Annotated in this window: 19 protein-coding genes; 9 read left to right on the top strand and 10 right to left on the bottom strand. The window is 60.5% G+C overall.

Annotation, left to right across the window (positions count from 1 at the left end):
- Positions 1-76: 76 nt before the first annotated feature.
- From ISG32_RS18645 to thrS, 7 genes are all read right to left on the bottom strand, one after another.
- On the bottom strand, positions 77-406 hold the full coding sequence (locus ISG32_RS18645) for an integration host factor subunit alpha (RefSeq protein ID WP_194772567.1): 330 nt from the start codon (positions 404-406) through the stop codon (positions 77-79).
- A gap of 23 nt (positions 407-429) precedes the next feature.
- Positions 430-2,862: a phenylalanine--tRNA ligase subunit beta gene (pheT, locus tag ISG32_RS18640; protein ID WP_194772519.1), complete on the bottom strand. Its 2,433-nt coding sequence runs from the start codon at positions 2,860-2,862 to the stop codon at positions 430-432.
- Between the two features lie 102 nt (positions 2,863-2,964).
- Entirely contained in the window at positions 2,965-4,017 is a 1,053-nt protein-coding gene (pheS, locus tag ISG32_RS18635) for a phenylalanine--tRNA ligase subunit alpha (protein WP_194772518.1), read from the bottom strand.
- Positions 4,018-4,214: 197 nt separating this feature from the next.
- The gene (gene rplT / locus ISG32_RS18630; protein ID WP_194772517.1) at positions 4,215-4,577 is read right to left on the bottom strand and encodes a 50S ribosomal protein L20; all 363 of its coding nucleotides are present in this window, start codon (positions 4,575-4,577) and stop codon (positions 4,215-4,217) included.
- Positions 4,578-4,603: 26 nt separating this feature from the next.
- Positions 4,604-4,807: a 50S ribosomal protein L35 gene (rpmI, locus tag ISG32_RS18625; protein ID WP_194772516.1), complete on the bottom strand. Its 204-nt coding sequence runs from the start codon at positions 4,805-4,807 to the stop codon at positions 4,604-4,606.
- Between the two features lie 183 nt (positions 4,808-4,990).
- Positions 4,991-5,602: a translation initiation factor IF-3 gene (infC, locus tag ISG32_RS18620; RefSeq protein ID WP_194772566.1), complete on the bottom strand. Its 612-nt coding sequence runs from the start codon at positions 5,600-5,602 to the stop codon at positions 4,991-4,993.
- Between the two features lie 72 nt (positions 5,603-5,674).
- Positions 5,675-7,594: a threonine--tRNA ligase gene (thrS, locus tag ISG32_RS18615; RefSeq protein WP_194772515.1), complete on the bottom strand. Its 1,920-nt coding sequence runs from the start codon at positions 7,592-7,594 to the stop codon at positions 5,675-5,677.
- 459 nt (positions 7,595-8,053) lie between these two features.
- Here thrS and ISG32_RS18610 point away from each other — a divergent pair, with 459 nt between their 5' ends.
- Positions 8,054-8,422 (top strand): YXWGXW repeat-containing protein, encoded by a 369-nt coding sequence (locus ISG32_RS18610; RefSeq protein ID WP_194772514.1) that lies wholly within the window; start codon positions 8,054-8,056, stop codon positions 8,420-8,422.
- Between the two features lie 528 nt (positions 8,423-8,950).
- Here ISG32_RS18610 and aceA read toward each other — a convergent pair.
- Positions 8,951-10,279 carry an isocitrate lyase gene (gene aceA / locus ISG32_RS18605; RefSeq protein WP_194772513.1) on the bottom strand — a complete coding sequence of 443 codons (1,329 nt, stop codon included), beginning with the start codon at positions 10,277-10,279 and terminating at the stop codon, positions 8,951-8,953.
- Positions 10,280-10,668: 389 nt separating this feature from the next.
- Between aceA and ISG32_RS18600 the strand changes: the two genes are divergently transcribed.
- Positions 10,669-11,598, top strand: coding sequence for a DMT family transporter (locus tag ISG32_RS18600; protein WP_194772512.1), 930 nt, complete (start codon positions 10,669-10,671; stop codon positions 11,596-11,598).
- Between the two features lie 22 nt (positions 11,599-11,620).
- Here ISG32_RS18600 and rraA read toward each other — a convergent pair whose 3' ends face one another.
- Positions 11,621-12,127: a ribonuclease E activity regulator RraA gene (gene rraA, locus ISG32_RS18595; protein WP_194772511.1), complete on the bottom strand. Its 507-nt coding sequence runs from the start codon at positions 12,125-12,127 to the stop codon at positions 11,621-11,623.
- Positions 12,128-12,891: 764 nt separating this feature from the next.
- Between rraA and ISG32_RS18590 the strand changes: the two genes are divergently transcribed.
- The 6 genes from ISG32_RS18590 (at position 12,892) to hemP (ending at position 16,174) form a co-directional block, all read left to right on the top strand.
- Positions 12,892-13,188, top strand: coding sequence for an SWIB/MDM2 domain-containing protein (locus ISG32_RS18590; RefSeq protein ID WP_166066682.1), 297 nt, complete (start codon positions 12,892-12,894; stop codon positions 13,186-13,188).
- A 230-nt stretch (positions 13,189-13,418) separates the two neighbouring features.
- On the top strand, positions 13,419-13,691 hold the full coding sequence (locus tag ISG32_RS18585) for a (2Fe-2S)-binding protein (RefSeq protein WP_194772510.1): 273 nt from the start codon (positions 13,419-13,421) through the stop codon (positions 13,689-13,691).
- Positions 13,692-13,805: 114 nt separating this feature from the next.
- Complete coding sequence (locus ISG32_RS18580; RefSeq protein ID WP_194772509.1) at positions 13,806-14,546, top strand: energy transducer TonB; 741 nt, start codon at positions 13,806-13,808, stop codon at positions 14,544-14,546.
- A gap of 26 nt (positions 14,547-14,572) precedes the next feature.
- On the top strand, positions 14,573-15,289 hold the full coding sequence (locus ISG32_RS18575; RefSeq protein WP_194772508.1) for a MotA/TolQ/ExbB proton channel family protein: 717 nt from the start codon (positions 14,573-14,575) through the stop codon (positions 15,287-15,289).
- A 6-nt stretch (positions 15,290-15,295) separates the two neighbouring features.
- The gene (locus ISG32_RS18570; RefSeq protein ID WP_194772507.1) at positions 15,296-15,706 is read left to right on the top strand and encodes an ExbD/TolR family protein; all 411 of its coding nucleotides are present in this window, start codon (positions 15,296-15,298) and stop codon (positions 15,704-15,706) included.
- A gap of 228 nt (positions 15,707-15,934) precedes the next feature.
- The gene (gene hemP / locus ISG32_RS18565) at positions 15,935-16,174 is read left to right on the top strand and encodes a hemin uptake protein HemP (protein ID WP_194772506.1); all 240 of its coding nucleotides are present in this window, start codon (positions 15,935-15,937) and stop codon (positions 16,172-16,174) included.
- A gap of 315 nt (positions 16,175-16,489) precedes the next feature.
- Here the strand turns inward: hemP and ISG32_RS18560 are convergent, their stop codons facing one another.
- Complete coding sequence (locus tag ISG32_RS18560; protein WP_194772505.1) at positions 16,490-16,897, bottom strand: GlcG/HbpS family heme-binding protein; 408 nt, start codon at positions 16,895-16,897, stop codon at positions 16,490-16,492.
- A 294-nt stretch (positions 16,898-17,191) separates the two neighbouring features.
- On the opposite strand from ISG32_RS18560, the gene ISG32_RS18555 reads away from it, so the two are divergent.
- Positions 17,192-17,884, top strand: coding sequence for a Bax inhibitor-1/YccA family protein (locus ISG32_RS18555; RefSeq protein ID WP_194772504.1), 693 nt, complete (start codon positions 17,192-17,194; stop codon positions 17,882-17,884).
- Positions 17,885-18,278 lie beyond the last annotated feature (394 nt).

The raw sequence follows: 18,278 nt of genomic DNA, 5'->3' as shown, positions 1-18,278 counted from the left end.
AGCTCTCAAGCCTACTCCAGTCGAAACACCCCTAACCCAAATGGGGCGGCATCCGCACCATCTTGGTCAAGCTTTATCAATCGCTTTTGACCTCGCCCTGGATCTGGTCCTTGAGCTTGGAGCTGGCATGGAAGGTCACCACGCGGCGCGCTTCGATCGGGATCGATTCGCCGGTACGCGGATTGCGGCCGGGGCGCGGCGCCTTGGTGCGGATCTGGAAGTTGCCGAAGCTCGAGAGCTTGACGTCTTCCCCATTGACCAGGCTCTGGACGATCAGATCGAAGAAGGCGTCGATCATGTCCTTGGACTCACGCTTGTTCAGTCCGATATGCTCGAACAGCAGATCGGCCAGCTGGGCCTTGGTCAGCGCCGGCGATTCCAGGCTTTCGACCGTGAACTCCCCCATCCCGATGTCGTCATTGAGCGTCATCATCGCAACCTTGCTCCGGTTTTGTCTGCCAACGTTTGAACGATGCCCTGCACGGCGGAATCGATGTCCGCATCGGCCAGCGCCGCGCTGTCGGAACCCAGCGTGAGCCGGATCGCCAAGCTCTTTTCGCCGTCCGCCAGACCACCTGCCGAACCCGCCTTGGGACGGAAGACGTCGAACAGAACGGCGGAGCGCAGCAGGCCCTTCGGTGCGCCGGCATGAATGGCGTTCATGACAGCGGCGTGGGTCACATTCTCGGTGACGACCACTGCAATGTCACGCTCCACGGCCTGCTGCTTTGACACAGACTGGAACACCGGCACCTTGCGGACCAGCACCGCGTCGAGATCCAGCTCGAACAGGATGGGCGCATGCGCCAGGTCGCGGCTCTGGCGCCACTTGGGATGCAGTTCGCCGACGAAGCCGATCTCGCGGCCATCCAGCATCACGCGGGCGCAGCGGCCAGGGTGCATGGCGGGGTGCTCGGCGGGCTCGAAGGTCGCCTGCAGCGGCGCGAGCAGCGCCTCCACGTCGCCCTTCACGTCGAAGAAATCAGCCTTGGCGTCGGTACGACCCCATTGGAGTTGATCTGCAGGACCGAAGACCAGACCCGCCACGCGCATGGGCTGACGGAAGCCCTTCACGGTGGTGTCGCTCTCCACCACGCTGTCATCACGCAGAAACACGCGGCCCAGCTCGAACACGCGCACGCGATGGGCCTTGCGGTCGACGTTGAATTTGAGCACTTGCAACAGCGAGCCGATCAGCGACGAGCGCATGACGCTCAAATGGCTGGCGATGGGGTTGAGCAGCTTGATCGGGTTCGGATTGCCCGCAAGTTCATGCTCCCACTTCTCTTCGACAAAGCTGAAGTTGATGGTTTCCTGATAACCCAGACCAGCGAGCGCATGGCGCACGTCGAACTGACCACGGCGGTTCTCGGCGCGCAGCTTGGGGCTGATCGGCGCAAGCGGCTTGGAGGTCGGCAGATTCTCGTAGCCGATCATGCGCGCAACTTCTTCGATCAGGTCCTCTTCGAGGTTGATGTCGAAGCGGAACGAAGGCGCCGTGACGGTGAGCGTGCCGTCGCCCTGCTCCGTCGGCAGACCGAGGCCGGTCAGCGCTTCGAAGCATTGCTGCTGCGTGAGCGGCATGCCGATCACCTTGGCCGCGCGCGCCACGCGCAGCGTGACCTGCTTCGCCTCGGGCATGTTGGGCTTCTGATCGTCCATCGCGCCGCAGACGGTGTCCGGCGTTCCGCAGATTTCCTGCACCAGCTGCGTAATGCGCTCGATGTGCTCGACGGTGTTTTCCGGATCCACGCCGCGCTCGAAACGATGACCCGCATCGGTCGAAAAGTTGAAGTGGCGCGAACGACCCGCCACTGCCTTGGGCCACCAGAAAGCGGCCTCGATGTAGATGTTCTTCGTGTCGTCGGAAACGGCCGTGGCATCGCCGCCCATGATGCCGGCGAGCGATTCGATTTCCTTGTCGTCGGCGATCACGCCCACCTTCAGGAAGTCGTCGATGGAAATGGTGTTGCCGTTCAGCAGCTTGAGCTGCTCGCCCACCTTGCCCCAACGCACGTTGAGGCCACCGTGGATCTTGTCCAGATCGAAGATGTGCGACGGACGGCCCAGCTCGAACATCACGTAGTTCGAAATGTCGACCAGCGGCGAGACGCTGCGCTGGCCGCAGCGCGCGAGGCGGTCGACCATCCACTGGGGCGTCTTGGCCTGGGTGTTCACGTTGCGCATGATGCGGCCCGAGAAACGGCCACACAGGTCGGTCGCCTCGATCTTCACGGGGAGCTTGTCCTGTGTGCCGACCTTGGCCTCGGGGAACGCCAGGGCTTTCAGCGGCGCGCCGGTCAGCGCCGACACCTCACGCGCGATGCCGTAGACCGACAGGTTGTGCGCGAGGTTGGGCGTGAGTTTGAGCGTGAACAGCGTGTCGTCCAGGTTCAGATACTCGCGGATGTTCTGGCCGAGTGGCGCATCGAGAGGCAGCTCGAGCAGACCGCCATGGTCGTCGGCCAGCTTCAGCTCTTTGGCCGAGCACAGCATGCCGTAACTTTCCACGCCACGCAGCTTGCCGATCTTGATCTTGAAGGGCTTGCCATCGTCACCCGGAGGCAGCTCCGCGCCAACGGTGGCGCAAGGGATCTTGATGCCCACACGGGCGTTCGGGGCGCCGCAGACGATGTTCAGCAACTCAGGGCCGCCCACATCCACCTTGCACACGCGCAGACGATCCGCATCGGGATGCTGCACGGCCTCCTTGATTTCGCCGACGACGATGCCGGTGAAAGGAGGCGCCACGGGCTCGAGCTCTTCCACTTCGAGACCGGCCATGGTCAGCGTGTCGGCGAGCTGTTGCGTGGTGAGGGCTGGGTTGCAGAATTCGCGCAACCAGGATTCAGGAAATTGCATTTTTCAAATCTCTTTGGCGTTGATCGGCCTGCACACTTTGTGTTTGTTGCTTTGAACAGGCCTTGAGGACCTCACGGCAATCGCTTGCCTGCGGGCTCCCGATTACTGGAACTGCGACAGGAAACGGATGTCGCCGTCGAAGAACAGACGCAGATCGTTCACGCCGTAACGCAGCATGGTCAAGCGGTCCGGCCCCATGCCGAAGGCGAAGCCAATGTACTTCTCAGGATCGAGGCCCATGTTGCGCACGACGTTCGGGTGCACCTGGCCTGCGCCCGACACTTCGAGCCAGCGGCCTGCGAGCGGGCCGTGCTGGAACTGGATGTCGATCTCGGCGCTGGGCTCGGTGAACGGGAAGAAGCTGGGTCGGAACCGCAGCACCAGATCATCCTGCTCGAAGAAGGTCTTGCAGAAATCGGTGAACACCACCTTCAGATCCTTGAAGCTCACGTTCTCGCCGATCCACAGGCCTTCGCACTGGTGGAACATGGGCGAGTGGGTGGCATCGGAGTCCACGCGGTAGGTGCGGCCCGGCGCGATCACGCGGATCTCGGGCATGGTCTGACCGGCGTCGATCAGGCCACGGTATTTCTTGACGTGCTGCACGGCATGGCGCACCTGCATCGGGCTGGTGTGCGTACGCAGCAGGTTGGGCGCGTGGGCCGTGCCGCCTTCGACGTAGAAGGTGTCGTGCATGGAACGCGCGGGATGGTCTTCCGGCGTGTTGAGCGCGGTGAAGTTGAACCAGTCGGATTCGATCTCGGGGCCTTCGGCCACATCAAAGCCCATCGAGCCGAAGATGCCTTCGATGCGCTCCATGGTGACCGACACGGGATGCAGCCCGCCCGTGCCACAGCGACGGCCCGGCAGCGTCACGTCCAGCACCTCTGCCTTCAGATGCGCCTCCAGCTCGGCATCGGCCAGCGCCTGACGGCGTGTGGTCAAGGCGGCTTCGATGGCCTGCTTGGCCAGGTTGATGGCCGCGCCACGGGACTTTTTCTCCTCCACGGAAAGCTGCGCCATGCCCTTCATGAGCTCAGTCACCTTGCCCGACTTGCCCAGAAACTGCGCCTTGGCGTTTTCCAGATCATTGGGGGTTTGTGCCTGCGCGAACAGTTGCTGCGCGCTTTCGACCAGAGAATCCAACTCGTTCATATCGACTTCTTTTATCACCTAGTGTTCTGACCCATGAGCACTCCATTCGACGAGGAGCGAGTGACGCAAGGGTCAGCACACTGAGCGCTTTTCGATTTTCAAAATAAACAAGGGCTAGTGCCTTTTCAAGCCCTAGCCCTTGCTGTCTGTGCGGGAGGCAACCGCTGCCCGAAAGCAGCCGTCGCCCATCGCGGAAATCAAGCAGCAGCCAGCTTGGCCTTGACTTGTTCCACGATGCTGCCGAAGGCAGCCTTGTCGTGCACCGCGATATCGGCCAGCATCTTGCGGTCGATTTCGATGGAAGCCTTCTTCAGGCCGTTGGCGAATTGGCTGTATGTCAGACCCAGTTCGCGTGCAGCGGCGTTGATACGGGCGATCCACAGCTGGCGGAACACGCGCTTCTTGGTACGACGGTCACGGTAGGCATATTGCCCAGCCTTCATCACCGCCTGCTTGGCGACGCGGAAGACGTTACCGCGACGGCCGCGGAAGCCCTTGGAGAGGGCGAGAACTTTCTTATGGCGGGCGCGAGCCGTTACACCACGTTTGACGCGAGGCATGTGTTTTCTCCTAGTTCGTCAGTGAATTAAAGGCCCATGCCGGGCAGCATTTGCGCGATCGAGCCCATGTTGGTCTCGTGCACAGCAACCGCACCACGCAGGTGACGCTTGTTCTTGGTGGTCTTCTTGGTCAAGATGTGACGCTTGAAGGCTTGACCGCGCTTGACGGTACCACCTGGACGAACGCGAAAACGCTTCTTCGCGCTGCTCTTGGTCTTCATTTTGGGCATGTGAATGCTCCTGTTCGTTGTGCTCGTGAGGCGTTTGCGCACCATTGCGCAACCTTGTAGGCCCCGAGACACTTCTTGAACGGGCGGACCGTGGTCCACCCGGCGACAGTGCTCGCGCACCATCTATTGCCGACAAGCTCCGGTTGCCCGAAGCTCACCCGCAAATTGCTTGCATCACCGCACTCAGGCAGCCTGCCCCGTCGCCGGAGCGCCGCTTTCGGCCTTGCCGCCCGCAGCTGGTTTCTTGCGGGCCGGAGCGATCATCATGATCATCTGACGGCCTTCCAGCTTGGGGAACTGCTCTACGAGGATGCTGTCCGCCAGCTCGTCGCGCAGACGGTTCAGCAGCGCCAGACCGAGGTCCTGGTGGGTGATTTCACGACCGCGGAATCGCAGCGTGACCTTCACCTTGTCACCATCCGCCAGGAATCGGCGGATGTTGCGCAGCTTGATGTTGTAGTCACCGTCATCGGTACCGGGGCGGAATTTTACTTCCTTGATCTCGATGACCGTCTGCTTGGCCTTCGCTTCAGCAGCCTTCTTCTGTTCCTGGTACTTGAACTTGCCGTAGTCCATCAGGCGGCAGACCGGCGGGTTGGCCGTGGCGGCGATTTCCACCAGGTCAACGTCCATGTCACCAGCCATGGCCAAGGCCTGCTGGATCGACACGATGCCAATGGGTTCATTGTCAGGACCAGACAGACGTACTTCTGGCGCTGTGATTTCACGGTTCAGGCGGTGCTTGCGCTCCTCGCGCTGACGACGATCACGAAATTCGGTAGCGATGGTTCTCACCTTCAAATAAAACGCCACAACAACGTGGCACAGATGCACATAGTGCGCACCAAAGCGTTTTCAAGAGAAAAATCAGACCTTGGAGGCGATGTCCTGTGCAATCAGGTCAACAAACGCGTCAACCGACATCACACCGAGGTCTTTGTTACCTCGGGCGCGGACTGCCACAGCTCCAGCCGCCTTCTCCTTGTCGCCCGCGACAAGGATGTAAGGCAGCTTCTGCATGGCGTGTTCACGTATTTTATACGTAATCTTCTCGTTGCGCAGATCAGTCACCACCCTAAGGTCTTGATTCGGCAATGCTTTTTGGAGCTTTGCGGCAATTTCACGACAATAGTCGCCCTGAGAGTCGGTAATATTGAGCACGGCGACCTGCACCGGGGCCAGCCAGACAGGCAGCGCGCCCGCGTGTTGCTCGATCAAAATGCCGATGAAACGCTCAAGACTGCCCACGATGGCACGGTGCAGCATGATGGGGCGGTGGCGGTTGCCGTCCTCACCCACGAACTCGGCATCCAGACGCTCCGGCAGGTTCGGATCGACCTGGATCGTGCCGCATTGCCACTCACGGCCCAGCGCGTCCTTCAACGTGTACTCGATCTTGGGACCGTAAAAGGCCCCTTCGCCCGGCAGGTATTCGAACTCGCAGCCCGAAGCGCGCAGACCGTCGGCCAGCGCCTTTTCGGCCTTGTCCCAGCTTTCTTCGGTGCCGATGCGCTTTTCCGGGCGTGTCGACAGACGGTACAGGATGTTGGTGAAACCAAAGTCCTTGTAGACCTTTTGCAGCAGTGCGGTGAAGGCCGTCACTTCATTCTGGATCTGGTCGGGCATGCAGAAGATGTGACCATCGTCCTGCGTGAAGCCGCGCACGCGCATGATGCCGTGCAGACTGCCGGTGGGTTCGTTGCGGTGGCAGTTGCCGAACTCGCCGTAGCGCAGCGGCAGATCGCGGTAGCTCTTGATGCCCTGATTGAAGATCAGGATGTGGCCGGGGCAGTTCATCGGCTTGAGCGCGAAGTCCCGCTTTTCCGACTCGGTCGTGAACATGTTTTCGCGGTACTTGTCCCAGTGACCTGTTTTTTCCCAAAGGGACTTGTCCAGCAGCTGCGGCGCCTTGACTTCCTGATAGCCGTTGTCGACATACACCTTGCGCATGTACTGCTCGACCTGCTGCCAGACCGTCCAGCCCTTGGGGTGCCAGAACACCATGCCCGGCGAGTGTTCGTCGATGTGGAACAGGTCGAGCTCGCGACCCAGCTTGCGGTGGTCGCGCTTTTCCGCCTCTTCCAGCATGTGCAGGTAGGAAGCCAGATCGTCCTTGGTCGTCCATGCCGTGCCGTAAATGCGCTGCAGCATCTCGTTGCGATGGTCGCCGCGCCAGTAGGCACCGGCCACCTTCATGAGCTTGAAGAACTTGAGCTTGCCGGTGCTCGGCACGTGCGGGCCGCGGCACAGATCCTCGAAGTTGCCTTCGCGGTACAGGCTCACGTCTTCATTCGTGGGAATGCTGGCGATGATCTCCGCCTTGTAGTCCTCACCCAGGCTCTTGAAGTACGCCACGGCCTCGTCGCGCGGAAGCACGCGGCGGGTGACCTGCTCGTCCTTGTTGGCGAGCTCGGTCATCTTCTTTTCGATGGCGGTCAGGTCTTCTGGCGTGAAAGGACGCTTGTAGCTGAAGTCGTAGTAGAAACCGTTTTCGATCACTGGACCGATGGTGACCTGCGCATCGGGAAACAGCTCCTTGACGGCATAGGCCAGCAAGTGCGCCGTGGAGTGACGGATCAGATCGAGGCCATCGGCATCCTTGGCCGTGATGATCGAGAGCGCCGCATCCTTGTCGATGGTGAAGCTGGTATCCACCGCCTTGCCATCCACCTTGCCGCCGAGCGCGGCCTTGGCCAGACCCGAGCCGATCGACTGCGCCACCTCAGCCACGGTCACCGGACCGGGGTACTGACGCTGGGAACCATCTGGAAGAGTGATTTGAACCATGTTGTTGTGCATTCTCGCGAGTGGGTCGCGACGCTGAAAAACAAATGCGCGGACTGGCCGCGCAAACTTGAAAAACCGGATTGTCGACAAACAGACCTGCACACGAAGGTGCGCGGTCATGCACCTTCAGGCAAGCGGGGTGATCCCCATGGAGCTCTGCGTTCGCGGTGTCATAACCAAAGGTGCCTTTCTGCCCGTCAAAGAGGGCCATCCCATCAGGAAGGCCCCGAAAATTCCACCTCCGAAGAGGCAATGCCCGCCATTTTAGCGCGGAGTGCACAGAGCAGTCCCGCGCAAGCTCCAATCCCGCAACAAAAGCAACGCATTGAACCGCTTCAACATCTGTAACTTCAACGTAAAGCTTCGCAAAGCAAGCCCCGACTGACAACCGTTGCCCGCCCTCCGTCGTTGAATCAACACTGCTCCCTGTCTCGATCGGGAGCTTGAGAGGATCTCGCAATGTTTCCATCCCGCCGCCTCTGGCTTGCCGGTGCCGCACTCTCTGCCGTCACATTGACCGGCTGCATCGTCACGCCCGTCGGCCAGCCCTACTACAGCGACCCGTACAGCAACATTCCGGACACACAGGCCTACGCACCGGTGTATGCGCCCATCGCGCCACCCACACCCTATGTGGAGACGATTCCAGTCGCCCCCTATGCAGGAGCCGTATGGATCGGCGGATTCTGGAACTGGTCCGGCGGACGCCACAACTGGGTGCCCGGTCGCTATGAACGCGGCCGCCCCGGCTATCACTGGCAACCCCAGCGCTGGGACCGAGGTCCGCGCGGCGGCTGGTATTCGCATCGCGGCGGCTGGCGCCGTTGAGATCGCAATCCGACAGAAGGACGGCGCATTTCTGAAGGCCCGGGCGTGACATCCACCCCGGCCATCGGCAAACGCACGAATGCAACCAGATCATCTGTTCCCCCACCCAAGAGCGCCACCAGACAACCCGCCTGCGATGGAGCGACGGCAAGATCACCGTCACGATTACGTGAGTTTCTGGCGCAACAATGGTGAACGCGCCACGCCCCATCCAGCCAAGGCGCCCGGAAGCGATTCCGGGCGCCTTTTTCGTTGAAAGCTCCCGAAAACCAGCTCACCACTCCGTTGGCCCGCAATCCATCCAACAGCGAGCCCCGAAGCACGCGAGCCCCACGATCAACCGCCCCATATCGACGTCCCAAAACGCCCCACCATCGCCGCCGAAGGTGGCGTGAAAAAACAAAAAACAGAAAAGCCCACGGCGGTTGGCCGTGGGCTTTCTTTTCTCCCTGGAACCTCACTGTCCGGCCGATGCCGCTCCGCGCCCTTGCGGGCCACCCTTGCGGTGCGACATCAACCCTTCAGAGATCAGTGGAACTGCTCTTCTTCGGTCGAACCGGTCAGCGCCTTCACGCTGGAGGAGCCGCCCTGGATCACGGTGGTCACGTCGTCGAAGTAACCCGCGCCCACTTCCTGCTGGTGCGACACGAAGGTGTAGCCTTGTTCGCGGGCTGCGAATTCGGGTTCCTGCACCATTTCGACGTAGTGCTTCATGCCTTCGCCGCGAGCATATGCATGTGCGAACTTGAAGGTGTTGTACCAGTTGCTGTGGATACCGGCCAGCGTGATGAACTGGAACTTGTAGCCCAGAGCGGACAGATCTTCCTGAAACGAAGCGATCTGGCTGTCGTTGAGGTTCTTCTTCCAGTTGAACGATGGCGAGCAGTTGTACGACAGCAGCTTGCCTGGGCATGCGGCGTGCACAGCCTGTGCGAATTCACGGGCGAAGCCGATGTCAGGCACGCCGGTCTCGCACCACACCAGATCGGCGTAGGGAGCGTAGGCGACACCGCGGCTGATGGCCTGCTCCAGACCGTTCTTGACGCGGTAGAAGCCTTCTTGCGTGCGCTCACCTGTCAGGAAAGGCTTGTCGTTGGCGTCGTAGTCGCTGGTGATCAGGTTGGCCGCTTCAGCGTCGGTACGAGCCAGAACGATGGTGGGCACGCCCATCACGTCGGCAGCGAAGCGCGCCGCATTCAGCTTTTCGCAGGCTTCCTGGGTAGGAACCAGCACCTTGCCGCCCATGTGGCCGCACTTCTTCACGGCAGCCAGTTGGTCTTCGAAGTGAACGCCAGCAGCGCCTGCAGCGATCATGTTCTTCATCAGTTCGAACGCGTTCAGCACGCCGCCGAAACCGGCTTCAGCGTCAGCCACGATCGGCAGGAAGTAGTCGATGAATTCCTTGTCACCGGGGTTGATGCCACGGCCCCACTGGATTTCGTCAGCGCGCTTGAAGGTGTTGTTGATGCGGCGAACCATGGTGGGCACCGAGTCGTAGGCGTACAGCGACTGGTCGGGGTACATGGTTTCGCTGGTGTTGCCGTCGGCGGCGACTTGCCAGCCCGACAGGTACACGGCTTCCAGACCGGCCTTGGCCTGCTGCATGGCCTGACCAGCGGAGATCGCGCCGAACGCATTCACGTAGCCCTTCTTGGAGCTGCCGTTGATCTTGTCCCACAGCACTTCAGCGCCGCGCTGTGCCAGCGTGTTCTCTGGCTGCAGGCTGCCGCGCAGACGCACCACGTCGGCGGCGGTGTAGTTGCGCTTCACACCCTTCCAACGGGGGTTCTGCGCCCAGTCCTTTTCGAGGGCGGCAATCTGCTGTTCGCGGCTCAATTGATTGTTCAGCTTGGACATGAAAATTCTCCTGAAAGGAAAGAAGGGTTTGCTAAATCGGTGGCATCGCTGCGTGGGAAATTTGCTTTGCCGTTGGAGATAACTTTAAGTCTTGTATAAGAGTTGAATCCAATCTTATGTCTTATATAAGAGATATTTTTTTATGTTTAAAATCAATAGCTTGCAAACACAATTTCTGAATGCAAAATCACATTTCTTGTATTGAGAAAAAATGCGGCAGCGCAGCATTTTTGATTCCCATATTATGAAAACAACACTTCACACTGCGAAAAACATGAGCGATCTGAAGCCCCATTCCGAGGCCAAATCCGCCCCGCGGCTTGAGGCATGATGCGCAGGCCCTTCGCCGCGCACCCATCCCCTTCTTTCTCCCGAGCACCTGAACCACCATGATCAGCCGCCCCGTCGCCTACTCGTGTCTGGCCTTGAGCATGGTGCTCGTCGGCAGTTATGTGGCCCTGTCCAAGCCTCTGGCAGCGACCTTCCCCATCTTTCTGCTGGCCTGGATGCGCTTCGGGATCGGCGTGCTGGCCATGCCGCATTGGCTGCGTCGAGGCGCCGACGAGCCACCGATGACCCGGCAGACACGCGGATTGCTGTTTCTGCAGTCATTCTTCGGCAATTTCCTGTTCACCATCTGCATGATTTCGGGCGTGAGCCTGACCAGCGCCACCTCGGCCGGTGTGATCATGGCCTCCATCCCCGCATGCGTGGCGGTGATGAGCTGGCTGTTTCTGCGCGAGCACATCGCCGCCCGCACCTGGGTCGCTGTGGCGTGCGCGGTGCTCGGCATTGCGCTGTTTTCCTTCGCCAAGCCCGCACATCCCGAGCTGGACGCCGCCGCCTCAGGCAAGCAGAGTCTGGAATGGCTCGGCTACACCCTGCTGGTGGCCGCCTCGATCTGCGAGGCCGCCTATTCAGTGATCGGCAAAAAACTCACGGGCGCGCTCGGCCCCAAGCGCATCACCTCGCTGATCAATTTATGGGGATTCGCACTGGCGACGCCGTTCGGCCTTTATTTCGCGTGGCATTTTGACTTCACCGCCGTGCCGGGCAAGATCTGGCTGCTGCTGCTGTTCTATGCCCTCGCCGCCTGCGTGTGGACGGTATGGCTGTGGATGACCGGGCTCAAGGTAGTGCCCGCCGCACAGGGCGGGGTCTTCACGGTGTTGCTGCCGGTGAGTGCTGCGCTTTTCGGCGTGCTGGTGCTGGGCGAACATTTCACCCAACTGCAACTGATCGCTTTCGGCATCGCGCTGGCCAGCGTGGTGCTGGCCACATTGCCATCCCGAAACGGAACAGTGGCGTCGCACCACTGACTCCTCGGACCAGGTCCACGAATCAGAGTTGCTTTGCGCCAATCACGATTCCGTCCGCATCGGCATAAAGCCATTCGCCCGGGTGCACCCAGACCCCGGAAATCAAAACCGTCACATCGGATTGACCTTCTCCGCGCTTTTCGGTCGGCAGCGGAATGAGCGCGAGCGCGCGGATGCCGATGGGCGTCTCGCGCAGTTCCGCGATGTCGCGCACCGCGCCATAGACCACGATGCCCGCCCAGCCGTTCTTCGCGGCGGCAGCGGCCACATTGCCGCCGACCAGCGCGCGGCGCACCGAGCCGCCGCCGTCCACCACCAGCACGCGGCCGTTGCCCGGTGTCTCGACCGCCGCCTTCACGCCCGAGTTGTCCTCGAAGCACTTGACCGTGGCAATGGGCCCCGCGAAGGATGCCTTGCCACCGAAGTCCTGAAACACGGGAGGCAGCACGCGGAACGCGCCGGTGTCGTCCTTGAGGTGGGCGTCACACAGATCGCAGGTGCTGATCGTCTGGACTGGGGTGGATGTCATAGTCTTGTCTTCCTTGGTGATGGGTTGATTTTTCAGCGCAATCAGCCGCTGTTCCTTCACGCGTCACTTTGCCATGAAACCCTGCCTGTTCGGCTCGCGTGCCGCAGCAAGCATGCCTGTCTGAACTTGCATCAAGCCTTCGGAAATGGGCGCTTGGCATCGCCTTCGCCTCCGCCCTCGCTGCCGACCTCGCACGCATCCATCAAAGGGAAATCCCGAGTCAAATGGCCCCACTGCTCTCTCGTGAGCCCTCACTGTTGTCGCCGTACGCCAAACACGTTTGTAACTAATGGTTAATTAGAGGCATTCATCAGGTCCCGCGCACAGAGTGACGCCCCCGAATTCGCCGCCCCAGCTTCCTCTGTCACAAGGCGGGCACAAAAGAGGAGGCCCACCCAGCCCGCCACTGACGCACTCGATGGCACGGTGCAGCATGAAAACGCATAATTGCCTATAAATCAGCAGCTTGCAACTCGATCTGCCAGTGATACGTTCAGAGAATTGCACACTCCTGCATGGACGCCTCCACGGGCCCCGCAGCGTCATTGCCAGCGTTCCAATGCCCCTCCTTCCTCGTCTCAATGGAGGAGGCAAGCAGAGAAAAGTATCCGACTATCAAAACCGGCGGAAACAAATGAAGGCAAAAAATCGTTTCCCCGCCTTGGAAACCCGTTTTTTTCCCATTAGCATCACCCTCAGCCAGTGGAGCCGCAGGTGTTCGCTGGTGAGTCTTTTCACTATTTCTCGAACAAGGGATATCCAACATGGCAACTGCATCCAAGTCCACCGACAAGGCAGCACCCGCAAAGAAGCGCACACCCAACGCGGCATTCATGAAGCCCCTGACTCCCAGCCCCGCTCTGGCTGCAGTCGTCGGCTCGGCCCCGCTGCCCCGTACGGAGATCATCAGCAAGCTGTGGACATACATCAAGGCCCACAACCTGCAAGATGCTGCCAACAAGCGCATGATCAACGCCGACGCCAAGCTCAAGGAAGTCTTCGGCAAGCCCCAAGTCTCGATGTTCGAGATGGCAGGCCTGATCGGCAAGCACGTCAAGTAAGCACCAAGGAGCGCAGCCACCGCAAGGTTGCCGCTGTCTCGAAAGAAACCGACCGGCATGGGCCCGTCGGTTTTTTTTCACCCGTACGCCACCGCCAGCCCTTGAATCCTGAGGCTTCTGCGCAATAGTTACACGGCATGGAGGTGATAAATATTGCGAATGCGAGAAATTCGCATTTATAATCAGCTTCAACACGTTTCTTCAACAAGCCAGCTAGGCCTCTTTGCATCATGATCGTCTGTGTTTGCCGCCGAGTCTCCGACCGCGAAATCGCACGCCATGCGCACGCAGGCATGAGCTTCGACGAAATTCAATTCGAACTGGGAATCGCCACCCAATGCGGCCGCTGCGAGCAGTGCGCCCGTGATGTGGTGTCCCAGTGTTGCGCGTCCGGCCCCGTGGCTGCCCTGCACAACGAGACTGCGCCGAAGACGATCCAGCTTGCCAACTCCATTACAGAGAGCAAAGCATGGAATTCATCTCGACACTCGCAGGCAGTTTGATTCTGGTCGTAGGCTCGGTTTGGTGGGTTCTGCGCAAATAATCAACATTCTTTCGAATCTCCGGCCGCCGACAGCGCTTGAGGGTTTTCAAAGCGCCGCTCGGTCGCCTTTTCTATGTCCCAGATTGATCAAATAGACGCCACAACGCAGGTTGGTCGCAATACCGTCGTGGCTGGTTCCGTTCTGGCGCTTCATATCGCAGCGCTGTGGGCCATTCAAGCAGGCATGGGCAAGCACACATTGCCGGAGGTCATCACTCCCGTGCAGTTGATCAGCGAGTTCATCACTTCTGCTCCTCCCGCCGCACCGCCCACGCCTCCCGCACCGCCGGTACCCAAGCCACCTCCACCAAAGCCCGCACCGACCCCGCCCAAGCCTGCGCCCACGCCGCCCAAGCCCAAGGCACCGCTGCCCGCCGCGATCAAGGATCCGACACCCTCGCCCAACGCGCCTACAGGTGCGCAGGAAGTGGTTTCACCCACGCCTCCGGCACCGCCAGCCCCACCGGCGCCCCCGGCTCCCGCACCCAGCCCGGCTCCCGCCGCGCCAGTGGCACCGGCCGCGCCCAAGATCGAGTTGCCTTCGAGCAACGCAGCCTATCTGAACAATCCATCGCCCACCTTCCCCGCCGTCAGCCGACGTCTGGGTGAGCAGGGCAAGGTCATGCTGCGCGTGCTGATCAGCGCGCAAGGTCTGCCCGAACGCGTCGAGCTTGCCAAGTCGAGCGGCTTCGAGCGTCTGGACAACGCCGCCATCGACACCGTCAAACGCTGGAAATTCGTGCCGGGCAAACGCAATGGCGTTGCCGAGGCCATGGAATATCTGGTGCCCGTCAATTTCGTTCTTCAACAATAAATTTCGTTTCGCAGGAGCTGTTCCTCATGAATTCCCAATTTGGCATCGCCAATGTCTGGATACAAGGTGACTTCGTTACCCGGTTCGTCGCCGTTCTGCTGCTGGCCATGTCGCTGGCGTCGTGGATCGTCATCATCATCAAGGCGCTCGACATCTGGCGCTTCAAGAAGGACGCCAAGGTGGCGCGCGATTTCTGGCACAGCGAGGACTTCGCCGCCGGCATGACCAAGCTGGGCAGCGATCCGAGCAACCCCTTCCGCATCCTGGCCCTCGAAGGCCGCGAAGCCACCGCCCACCACCGCAACACACAGGCGCATCTGCATGATTCGCTGGACGTGAGCGACTGGGTCACGCGCTGCCTGCGCAACTGCATCGACGAATTCACCGCCCGCCTGCAATCGGGCCTGGCGATTCTGGCCTCGGTCGGCTCGACAGCCCCGTTCATCGGTCTGTTCGGCACGGTCTGGGGCATCTACCACGCGCTCGTGGCGATCGGCACATCGGGTCAATCGACCATCGACAAGGTGGCTGGCCCCATCGGCGAAGCGCTGATCATGACCGCTCTGGGTCTGGCCGTGGCCATTCCCGCCGTGCTGGGCTACAACGCCCTGGTGCGCGGCAACAAGTCCATCCTGAACGGCCTCAACAGCTTCGCGCACGACCTGCACGCCTACTTCGTGACCGGCGCACGCGTGTCCACACACGGCGAAACCGGCAAGGTCCTGCCAATCAAGAAGGGGTAATCCGCCATGGCTTTTGGCACACAGGATGAATCCGATGAGGTGATGAACGAGATCAACATGACGCCACTCGTGGACGTCATGCTGGTGCTGCTCATCATCTTCATCATCACCGTGCCGGTGATCAAGCACGCCGTGCCGGTCGACCTGCCGCGCGCCTCCAATACGGAGGAAGTCCTCAAGCCGGAAACCATCCGGCTGTCGGTCACCGAAGACGGCAAGTACCACTGGAACGAGCTCGACATCACCGACGAGGAACTCGAGCCCCGCCTGGCCGTGGAAGCCGCCAAGGAACCGCAGCCCGATCTGCACATCCGTGGCGACAAGAACGTGCGCTACGAACGCGTGGCGCAGGCCATGTCGGCCGCGCAGCGCGCAGGCGTCAAGAAGATCGGCTTCGTGACCGACCCGGCCAAGTAGGCCGCCATCCGGATCGCCCCCCACCCGGGGCGCCACCGACATCCCCAACGCCCGGCCTGCGCGCCGGGCGTTGCCGTTTCCAGGTACGAGAATTCAGCCCGTCCGCCCGCTGTCAACACCGAAAAACAAACGACACAAAATTTCTCAGATTAATTGTGGATTTTCGCTTGACTCATAAATGAGAACAGTTATCATTCACTCATCGCAAACACAACGGAGAACCACCCGATGTCCGCCACCCTCACCGCCTCCTCTGCCAACGCCATGCTCGGCTCTGTCAATGCAGCTTTCGGCGGACAGCGTGCATCGCGCAACTCCGCCTCGGCGCAAGGGGCAGCCCATGTTGCCGAAGCATCGGTGGACAGCCGAAACCTGCTGCAGGGCCAAAAGGTCGTGACCATTGCCCACAACGGCGTGCTCTACCGCCTGCAGGCCACCAAGCTGGGCAAGCTGATTCTCACCAAGTAAGCGGCCTCCGCAGCGACAAGCCCGTACTCAGCACGTACCGAATTTTCGAAGTTTCATCGTGGGGCGACTCCAGGACCCAACTCCGGTCCGAAGGTCGTATTTGCCAGCCACCGAGTCCGCTCCATTAGCCAGGCGCTTTTTTCCCGCAAAAAAGCAATTGCCCCACGATCAGCAGGCAGTCCCGATGGGCTGCTTTGTTCTCCCCCTCTATCTCTTCCTCATGAAAAAACCGGCCACGAATCGCTTCGTGGCCGGTTTTTTCTTGCCGTGCGCAGGCATGGCACAAGGGCCGAAGCCCGAGCGCCTCGAGACGGATTACAGACCGATGGCGGCGATGCCGGCCTTGGCGATCTGTGCGTCTTCGGTGGACTTCACGCCGCTCACGCCCACGGCGCCGAGGCACTGACCGTCCTTCATGATCGGCACGCCGCCTTCGAGCATGCCTTCGATGGTCGGAGCGCTCAGGAACGAGGCGCGGCCGCCGTTGATCATCTCTTCATACAGGCGGCTTTCGCGGCAGCCCAGAGCGGCGGTGCGGGCCTTGGAAGGAGCGATGTGGGCCGACACGGGCGCCGAGCCGTCCAGACGCTGCAGCCACAGCAGGTGACCGCCGTTGTCCACGATGGCGATGCACACGTTCCAGTTGTTCTTGAGGGCTTCAGCCTCGGCTGCGGCGGCGATCTTCTTGATGTCGGAGAGTTCGAGAACGGAGCTGGTCTTCATGATGGATTGGGGGTTCTGTAGGACTGCATGCCGAAATGGCACTTGGTCAGGAAGAAAAAAGTACCCGGATCGAACGCCAGCGAAGTGGCATTGCTCCCGAGCACGCGGGTGAAAGAAAGACAGACTTACTCGGTGAGCATACCCCGCACCCCGGATTCGGGATACCCACGCAGGGGTAAAAGAATCCAAACCAAAAAGTACGGGATCATGCGTGGGTATTGCATTCGGCTATGGTAGTCGCCACCTAGAATTTACTTGCCTGCGTCTTGCAGGCTCCAATGGAGAAAACCACAAATGAATCCAGAAGTCACCAACTGGGGCTCTGCCTCCCAGGTGCTTTCGCAAGAAGAGCGCAACAAGGTGTTGCGCAACACCTACTGGCTGCTTGCGTTGAGCATGGTTCCCACGGTGTTGGGTGCCTGGATCGGCGTGTCCACCGGAATCACCGCATCGCTGCGTGGCGGCGTGGGCCTGGTCGTGTTCCTCGTGGGCGCGTTCGGCTTCATGTACGCCATTGAAAAGACCAAGAACTCCGCAGCCGGCGTGCCCGTGCTGCTGGCCTTCACGTTCTTCATGGGCCTGATGCTCTCCCGCCTCATCGGCATGGTGCTCGGCTTCAAGAACGGCTCCGAACTCGTCATGACCGCGTTTGCGGGCACCGCAGGCGTGTTCTTCGTGATGGCCTCGCTCGCCACGGTGATCAAGCGCGACCTCTCGGGCATGGGCAAGTTCCTGTTCGTCGGCGTGCTGGTGCTGTTCGTGGGCTCGATCATCAACGTGTTCGTCGGCTCCACCGCAGGCATGATGGCCATCTCGGTCGCGGCCATCGCGATCTTCAGCGCCTACATGCTGTACGACCTCAAGCAGATCATGGACGGCGGCGAGACCAACTACATCAGCGCCACTCTGGCTCTGTACCTCGACATCTACAACGTCTTTCAAAGTCTCCTGTCCTTGCTTGGCATTTTCGGCGGCGAGCGGGACTGATTCTTTTGTTCGATGATGGCTGGGCTCGTCAATCGTGCGGAGGCGGCAATACGGCCCCTCGTGCGTCGTTGTCGAAGCCTTGCCGTACGAGAGTACTGTCTGCGGCTTCACGCCTCGCCTGAGGGGCCGTCTTGCCGTTGGAGTGGGTGATTCGAAGGCCCCTTCGGGCTTCGAAAGCCCGCTGTCTAAAGACAAGGGCAAGACAGGCCAAAACAAAAATGGCATCCGAATGGATGCCATTTTTTTCGCCCGCACGAGCGCAGCGATGTGCCGCAAACACCTCTTATGAAACTCCTGACTCGCGGCGGTTGCCCGAACGAAGCGACGCAGTCGCGCAGTGAGTTCTGCCGCGTGCCCCCGCATTCAAAAGCGCATTTTTGGTGACTTTTTGGGC

It is taken from the genome of Diaphorobacter caeni (genome assembly GCF_015354245.1).
Lineage (GTDB): Bacteria > Pseudomonadota > Gammaproteobacteria > Burkholderiales > Burkholderiaceae_C > Diaphorobacter_A > Diaphorobacter_A caeni.
Note: the sequence above shows the minus strand (reverse complement) of the source record. Positions and strands in the feature narration are given on the sequence as shown.

What these genes read in the sequence shown, in the direction of transcription:
- ISG32_RS18645 (WP_194772567.1), bottom strand. Translation starts at nt 406, where the DNA reads ATGGGGGAGTTCACGGTCGAAAGCCTGGAATCGCCGGCGCTGACCAAG.
- pheT (WP_194772519.1), bottom strand. Translation starts at nt 2,862, where the DNA reads ATGCAATTTCCTGAATCCTGGTTGCGCGAATTCTGCAACCCAGCCCTC.
- pheS (WP_194772518.1), bottom strand. Translation starts at nt 4,017, where the DNA reads ATGAACGAGTTGGATTCTCTGGTCGAAAGCGCGCAGCAACTGTTCGCG.
- rplT (WP_194772517.1), bottom strand. Translation starts at nt 4,577, where the DNA reads ATGCCTCGCGTCAAACGTGGTGTAACGGCTCGCGCCCGCCATAAGAAA.
- rpmI (WP_194772516.1), bottom strand. Translation starts at nt 4,807, where the DNA reads ATGCCCAAAATGAAGACCAAGAGCAGCGCGAAGAAGCGTTTTCGCGTT.
- thrS (WP_194772515.1), bottom strand. Translation starts at nt 7,594, where the DNA reads ATGGTTCAAATCACTCTTCCAGATGGTTCCCAGCGTCAGTACCCCGGT.
- ISG32_RS18610 (WP_194772514.1), top strand. Translation starts at nt 8,054, where the DNA reads ATGTTTCCATCCCGCCGCCTCTGGCTTGCCGGTGCCGCACTCTCTGCC.
- aceA (WP_194772513.1), bottom strand. Translation starts at nt 10,279, where the DNA reads ATGTCCAAGCTGAACAATCAATTGAGCCGCGAACAGCAGATTGCCGCC.
- ISG32_RS18600 (WP_194772512.1), top strand. Translation starts at nt 10,669, where the DNA reads ATGATCAGCCGCCCCGTCGCCTACTCGTGTCTGGCCTTGAGCATGGTG.
- rraA (WP_194772511.1), bottom strand. Translation starts at nt 12,127, where the DNA reads ATGACATCCACCCCAGTCCAGACGATCAGCACCTGCGATCTGTGTGAC.
- ISG32_RS18590 (WP_166066682.1), top strand. Translation starts at nt 12,892, where the DNA reads ATGGCAACTGCATCCAAGTCCACCGACAAGGCAGCACCCGCAAAGAAG.
- ISG32_RS18585 (WP_194772510.1), top strand. Translation starts at nt 13,419, where the DNA reads ATGATCGTCTGTGTTTGCCGCCGAGTCTCCGACCGCGAAATCGCACGC.
- ISG32_RS18580 (WP_194772509.1), top strand. Translation starts at nt 13,806, where the DNA reads ATGTCCCAGATTGATCAAATAGACGCCACAACGCAGGTTGGTCGCAAT.
- ISG32_RS18575 (WP_194772508.1), top strand. Translation starts at nt 14,573, where the DNA reads ATGAATTCCCAATTTGGCATCGCCAATGTCTGGATACAAGGTGACTTC.
- ISG32_RS18570 (WP_194772507.1), top strand. Translation starts at nt 15,296, where the DNA reads ATGGCTTTTGGCACACAGGATGAATCCGATGAGGTGATGAACGAGATC.
- hemP (WP_194772506.1), top strand. Translation starts at nt 15,935, where the DNA reads ATGTCCGCCACCCTCACCGCCTCCTCTGCCAACGCCATGCTCGGCTCT.
- ISG32_RS18560 (WP_194772505.1), bottom strand. Translation starts at nt 16,897, where the DNA reads ATGAAGACCAGCTCCGTTCTCGAACTCTCCGACATCAAGAAGATCGCC.
- ISG32_RS18555 (WP_194772504.1), top strand. Translation starts at nt 17,192, where the DNA reads ATGAATCCAGAAGTCACCAACTGGGGCTCTGCCTCCCAGGTGCTTTCG.